This window comes from Enterococcus moraviensis ATCC BAA-383, from assembly GCF_000407445.1.
In the GTDB taxonomy this organism is placed as follows: Bacteria; Bacillota; Bacilli; order Lactobacillales; family Enterococcaceae; genus Enterococcus_L; species Enterococcus_L moraviensis.
The window spans coordinates 412,526-419,308 of record NZ_ASWB01000004.1 but is presented as its reverse complement, the minus strand read 5'-3'; the positions used below and the strand labels follow the sequence as shown (position 1 = coordinate 419,308).

Here is a 6,783-nt window from a genome sequence, read left to right as displayed (position 1 = left end):
CAAATCAACACCATGCGGTGTCGACTATTATGCGGTATTAGCACCTGTTTCCAAGTGTTATCCCCCTCTGATGGGTAGGTTACCCACGTGTTACTCACCCGTCCGCCACTCCTCTTTTCAAATGAGTGCAAGCACTCGGTAGAAAAGAAGCGTTCGACTTGCATGTATTAGGCACGCCGCCAGCGTTCGTCCTGAGCCAGGATCAAACTCTCATAATAAAAGTTGAACACAATCTTGCGATTGTTAAGCTCATTTGTTTGCTAGCATATTGCTTCGCTTTGTTAAAAATTGTTGTTTGTTTTTACCGTTGTAAAAACAACCTACACATTTGGTTCGTCTTACTTTGTTCAGTTTTCAAAGGTCTACTGTGTTACCTCGCAGCAACTTTTATATCATATCAAATCTTCGATTCGATGTCAACACTTTTTTAAAAAAGTTTCAAAGTTTTTTTCTGCTTGATGTTGTCGAGTGTTTCGTGACAACTTCATTATTTTATCAGGTTATTAGTTATTTGTCAACAACTTTTTTCCTGATTTTTCAAGTTTCTTTCGAACTTGAAACGTTATTCTATTTCTTGTTTATCGCTTGTAGTTCTTGCGACAACTTCATTAGTTTATCAGGTTAAACATTGTTTGTCAACAACTTTTTTCCTGATTTCCAAAGTTTTTTTCAGCCTTGGATTGTTATATTATTCTCATCGTTCGGCGTGTTTCATCAGTGCCTTGCGACAAGATATAATATACCAAGATTCTAGGCTTAGGTCAACTAAAATTTGCACTTTTTTTAAAGTTTTTTTCGTTACCGATTGTTTTATTACTTTTGTTGTTTATTGTTCGTTTTCCCTGTTTTTTACAGTGTATTTCCTGATTTTTTTCTGACATTTTTTAGAAAAAAAAAGAGAGGCTGATTTGTTACTCAGCCTCTCTTTTTTCATTTTATCTCATTGTTGGGAATAACAAGACATCACGAATCGATTGTGCGTCCGTTAATAGCATAACTAAACGATCAATACCGATTCCTAAACCACCGGTTGGCGGTAAGCCATATTCCAACGCTTCAATAAAGTCTTCATCTACACCATGCGCTTCATCATTACCTTGTTCACGTTCTTTTTCTTGATCTTCAAAACGCTCACGTTGGTCAATCGGATCATTCAACTCCGTAAAGGCATTTGCGAATTCTTTTCCTACTATAAATAGTTCAAAACGATCTGTAAAACGATCATCTTCTGGATTTTTCTTCGCTAAAGGTGATACTTCTACTGGATGACCATAAACAAATGTCGGTTGTTTCAGTGTTTCTTCAACAAATGTTTCAAAGAATTCATTTAAAATATGTCCGACTGACATATTATTATTAATTTCTACATTATGTTCTTTCGCAAACGTACGTGCTTCTTCTACAGTCATTTCTTTCCAGAAATCAACACCTGTTTGTTCTTTGATTGCGTCTACCATATGCACGCGTCTAAATTCAGAGCCTAGATCAACTTCTTGTCCATCATAAGTAATAGTTGTTGTTCCTAATACTTTATCTGCAGCATTACGAATGATTCCTTCCGTCAAATCCATCACATCTTTATAATCTGTATAGGCTGTATAGGCTTCTAACATAGTGAATTCTGGATTATGCGTTGTATCGATTCCTTCATTACGGAATACTCGACCAATTTCATAAACTTTTTCCATGCCACCGACAATCAAACGCTTCAAATGTAGCTCCAAAGCAATTCGCAAATATAAATCCATATCCAGTGCATTATGATGTGTAATAAACGGACGTGCAGCAGCACCACCAGCATCGTTATGCAAGACAGGAGTCTCTACTTCTACATATCCATGACCATCAAGATAGCGACGAATTTCGCTAATGATTTGGCTACGTTTCATGAAGCGATCAAAACTGTCTTTATTACTGATTAAATCTAAATAACGTTGACGGTAACGTTGTTCAATATTTGTCAATCCATGGTATTTATCTGGTAGCGGACGTAAGGCTTTCGTTAATAAAACGATTGTTTTAGCTTTAACTGTCACTTCTCCAGTATCAGTTTTCATGATTTGTCCTGTAACACCAAAGAAATCTCCCAAGTCCGCATGCTTGAATACTTCATACGCTTCATCACCAACTTGGTCTTTTCGTACGTATATTTGAAGTTGTCCTTCACGATCTTGTAAATGGGCAAATCCAGCTTTACCTTTGCCGCGTTTAGTCATCATACGACCAGCCACGCTTGCAGATAAATCCATTTCGTTCAATTCTTCTTTAGAGTGTTGGTCAAATTGGTCATGTAATTCTTTTGAATTATGTGTACGATCAAAACGCTTGCCGAAAGGATCAATCCCTTCTTCACGTAAATTTTCCATTTTCTCACGACGCACAAGCATTTGATCATTTAGATCCTCTAAGTGCGCTTGTTGTTCATCTGCCACTATACTTCCTCCATTCTGAAATCACATACCCTTATAATGCCACATTGAAACAAAAAAAAGCAAGCCGAATTTTTGTTTCGACCCGCTTTTTTTATTAGTTTATTTCAATTGTATCTTTTTCTGCATATTTTTCAGCTTTTTCTTCAAATTCATTCATCAATTCAACCATCGTTTGTTGGGTTTCTGCTTGATTGATTGCCACTTTTACTTTAGCAGCCCGTGGAATTCCTTTAAAATAATACGAAGCATGTTGACGGAATTCTCTAGTAGCGATTTTTTCTCCTTTTAGATCAACTAGTCGCTGTAAGTGAATTTTCGCTGTCTTGATTTTTTCATGAGGAGATGGTTCTGGAATAAGTTCTCCTGTTTCAAGATATTGTTTCGTCCGTTGAATCATCCAAGGATTTCCTAATGCAGCTCTTCCAATCATCACACCATCTGCACCCACGTATTCTAGCATACGTTTGGCATCTTCTGGTGTGCGTACATCTCCATTTCCCATAAACGGAATCGTCAAATGTTGTTTGACTTCTTTTAGAATATCCCAATTCGCTTTTCCTTCGTACATTTGAACTCGGGTGCGCCCGTGCATAGCGATTGCCGATGCACCTGCTTTTTCTGCTGCTAATGCATTTTCAACAGCAAATAGATGTTCTTCATCCCAACCGGTTCTCATTTTTACTGTAACAGGAAGATCTATTGCTGAAGAAACAGCATCTACCATTTCATATACTTTATTCGGATCCAAAAGCCACTTTGCTCCTGCTTCGGCTTTGATGACTTTGTTTACAGGACACCCCATATTAATATCAATAATCGCTGCATCCGTGTTTTCTTCAACAAATTTTGCTGCTTCAACTAGCGTTTCTTTGTCTCCGCCAAAAATTTGTACACTTAATGGATATTCTCGTTTATCTATATAAAGCATATCCAACGTTTTTTTGTTTCTTTGCTGGATTCCTTTATCGCTGATCATTTCACAGACCACTAACCCTGCTCCAAATTCCTTGACCGTCACTCGGAATGCAGCATTGCTGATACCAGCCATTGGCGCCACTACAACGCGATTCGGAATTTCTACATTCCCTATTTTCCACATAGTGTATCTCTCCTACTTTTCACGTGTATTTTTAATTGCTTCGTCTCGGAGTTCAATTAGATCTGCTTCACTATAATGATACTTGTTACCACAAAATTGGCAAACAGCCTCTGCACCGTGATCTTCATCAATCATGGCGTTGATTTCATCTAATCCCACAGCTATAATCGCCGTACCAAATTTTTCTTTTGAGCAATTACAATTAAACTGAACAGGCATTTTTTCTAGTATTTCGATTTCATCTTTACCAAGTAGACGTTCTAGAATACCTTCTGGCGATTCTCCTTCGTCAATCAACCGAGAGATCATCGGTACTTCTTGCAAACGTTGTTCAATGAAGTCGATTGTTTTTTCATCCGCACCTGGCATAACTTGAATCATAAAGCCACCTGCTGCTTTGACTGTTTCATCTGTATCAACCAAGACACTCAGCCCAATTGCAGATGGGATTTGTTCAGAAACGGCCATGAAATAAGTGAAATCTTCTCCAATTTCGCCAGACACGATGGGGGTTTGTCCTGAGAATGTTTCTTTTAAACCTAAATCTTTGATTACAGTAAAGATCCCTTCCGTTCCAACAGCTCCACGAACATCGATTTTACCGCTCTCATTCAATGTTAAGCTAACATGAGGATTTTTTATGTATCCTTTAGTATTTCCACTACCGTCGCTATCAACAACAATACTTCCTGCTGGCCCATTTCCTTGAACTTTTACAGTTAATTTATCTTCACCTTTTAATGTTGCTCCAAGTAATAAAGCGCCTACCATCGTTCTGCCTAATGCTGCTGTTGATGAACTCCATGTATCATGACGTTTTTGTGCTTCTGAAATTGTATTTGTTGCGCACACTGCGTAAGCGCGAATCGATCCTTCATAACATAACGCTTTAACTAAGTAATCTTCCATTTTTATTTTCCTCTTCTCACTTGCTACTTTTTCTGACTCATTACCCGATAATACTAGGAATTGATTATTTTTTCAACTAAATAATTTCAGTTAAAAATAGAGCACCCCGTAAAAGGGATGCTCTATGTGTTTATTTATAACGGTCATCAAAGTTATTACGGTCGTATTCAGAGTCATTTTTACGTTCATCTTCTGATTGAACTTTTTCCTCTGTTTTTTCACTGTCCGCTTTTACTTCTTCAGCTTCGTTGTTTAATTCTTGTTTTGCTTCTTCAAAATCTTGTTTTTCTTCGACTTGTTTTTGTGCATCTTTTTCTTCTAATGCACGTTTTGCCTCTTCGAACGTTTGTGCTTTTTCACTAGGGAATTGGCTGTCAATAACGTCTTGTGGCATAACGCCTTCTTCAAACAATGATTTGATACTGCGAGCATCTAGGGTTTCATACTCTAATAGTTTTTCAGCAATTAGTTTATGTTGCGCACGGTGCGTTTCAATGATTTCACGCGCTTTATCGTGTGCTTCCATCAAGATACGACGTACTTCTTGATCGATTTCGAATGCTACCTGTTCTGAGTAAGCTTTTGTTTGACCATAGTCACGTCCAACAAAGACTTGGTGGTTTCCTTCATATTGAACAGGACCTAATTTGTCACTCATTCCATATTCAGTTACCATGCTACGGGCAATCCCTGTTGCTTGTTCGAAGTCATTAGAAGCACCTGTTGATTGTACATCGAAAATAATTTCTTCTGCTGTACGTCCACCAAGTAATCCAACGATTTGTTCAAACATGTCTTCTTTGGTCATTAAGAATTGATCTTCTTTTGGTAAAGCGATCATATAACCGCCAGCGCGTCCACGAGGAATGATCGTTACTTTATGAACGATACGGGCACGGCTTAAGACTAAACCAACAATGGTATGTCCTGCTTCGTGGTAAGCAACCATTTCGCGTTCTTTTTTATTGATCACACGATCTCTCTTCGCAGGACCTGCAATTACGCGGTCTTCTGCTTCGTCCACATCGGATGCATCAATTTTCTTTTTATTACGACGAGCAGCAACTAGAGCCGCTTCGTTTAAGACGTTTTCTAAATCAGCACCAGCAAAACCTGGTGTTTGTTGTGCTACGACTTTCAAATCAACATCGTCAGCTAATGGTTTGTTACGAGCATGAACTTTAAGAATCGCTTCACGACCTTTAACATCTGGACGGCCAACTAAGATTTGACGGTCAAAACGTCCTGGACGTAATAATGCTGGATCTAACACATCTGAACGGTTTGTTGCAGCAACGACGATTACTCCTTCGTTACCATCAAATCCATCCATTTCAACTAGTAATTGGTTAAGAGTTTGTTCACGTTCATCGTGTCCGCCACCCATACCAGCGCCACGTTGACGACCAACTGCATCGATTTCATCGATGAAGATGATTGCTGGAGCATTTTTCTTCGCTGTTTCAAACAAATCACGGACACGGCTTGCACCGACACCGACAAACATTTCAACGAAGTCTGAACCTGAGATAGAGTAGAACGGCACGCCTGCTTCACCGGCAACAGCTTTAGCAAGTAATGTTTTACCTGTCCCTGGAGGTCCTTCTAATAGGACACCCGCTGGAATACGAGCTCCTAATTCAACGAAACGGCGAGGATCTTTTAAGAATTCGACCACTTCTACTAATTCTTGTTTTTCTTCTTCAGCTCCTGCTACATCAGAGAAGCGTACACGGTTCGCTTTTTTGTCTGCTTCTTTGGCTTTTGATTTACCAAAGTTCATGACACGGCCGCCACCGCCACCGCCACCACCTTGTTGTCCCATCATCATATAGAATAAGAAGATGAACAATACGATCGGTAAGAAACTAAATAAGATTGACAGCCAAGCACCACTTGTTGATTGCTCTTTGACTGTAAGTTTCACATTGTTGTCTTTCGCCATATCTTGAATCCCTGATAATGTGATGTCACTCGGCAAGACCATCGTAGTAAATGCTTTTGTAGAAACCTCTGTCGATCCCCATAAAGACAAACCACCAGTGTTTTTGATTTCTTGTTTTTCTTTGTATTGACCTGTGATTTTATACACACCATTGGTTGGTTGGATAGTTAGTTCTTTGACTTTCCCTTCCTCTAACTGAGTACTGAAAGTCGAATATTCGATATCTGGTGATTGAGGATTGTTATTTCCAAAGATGAAATATACAACCATGACCATCGCCAAAATCAGCAATACATAATATAGGCCATTTTTCATGCCACTATTCTTTTTATTCATGCCTGTCCTCCTTTGATTACTATGCGTAATTTAATTTTACGTTTTATTTTTTATCAATTCTG

4 protein-coding genes and 1 rRNA gene are annotated in these 6,783 nt (G+C 38.7%); all 5 read right to left on the bottom strand.

Going from position 1 to position 6,783, the window contains the following annotated elements; all coding sequences use genetic code 11:
• A 16S ribosomal RNA gene (locus tag I586_RS15400) occupies positions 1 to 218 on the bottom strand; the annotation flags it as partial.
• A gap of 717 nt (positions 219 to 935) precedes the next feature.
• Positions 936 to 2,432, bottom strand: coding sequence for a lysine--tRNA ligase (gene lysS / locus I586_RS15395; protein ID WP_010763801.1), 1,497 nt, complete (start codon positions 2,430 to 2,432; stop codon positions 936 to 938).
• 94 nt (positions 2,433 to 2,526) lie between these two features.
• The gene (gene dusB / locus I586_RS15390) at positions 2,527 to 3,531 is read right to left on the bottom strand and encodes a tRNA dihydrouridine synthase DusB (RefSeq protein WP_010763800.1); all 1,005 of its coding nucleotides are present in this window, start codon (positions 3,529 to 3,531) and stop codon (positions 2,527 to 2,529) included.
• A gap of 12 nt (positions 3,532 to 3,543) precedes the next feature.
• Positions 3,544 to 4,440, bottom strand: a complete 897-nt coding sequence (gene hslO, locus I586_RS15385; RefSeq protein ID WP_010763799.1) for an Hsp33 family molecular chaperone HslO — start codon at positions 4,438 to 4,440, stop codon at positions 3,544 to 3,546.
• Positions 4,441 to 4,570: 130 nt separating this feature from the next.
• Entirely contained in the window at positions 4,571 to 6,721 is a 2,151-nt protein-coding gene (gene ftsH, locus I586_RS15380; RefSeq protein ID WP_010763798.1) for an ATP-dependent zinc metalloprotease FtsH, read from the bottom strand.
• Between the last annotated feature and the right edge of the window lie 62 nt (positions 6,722 to 6,783).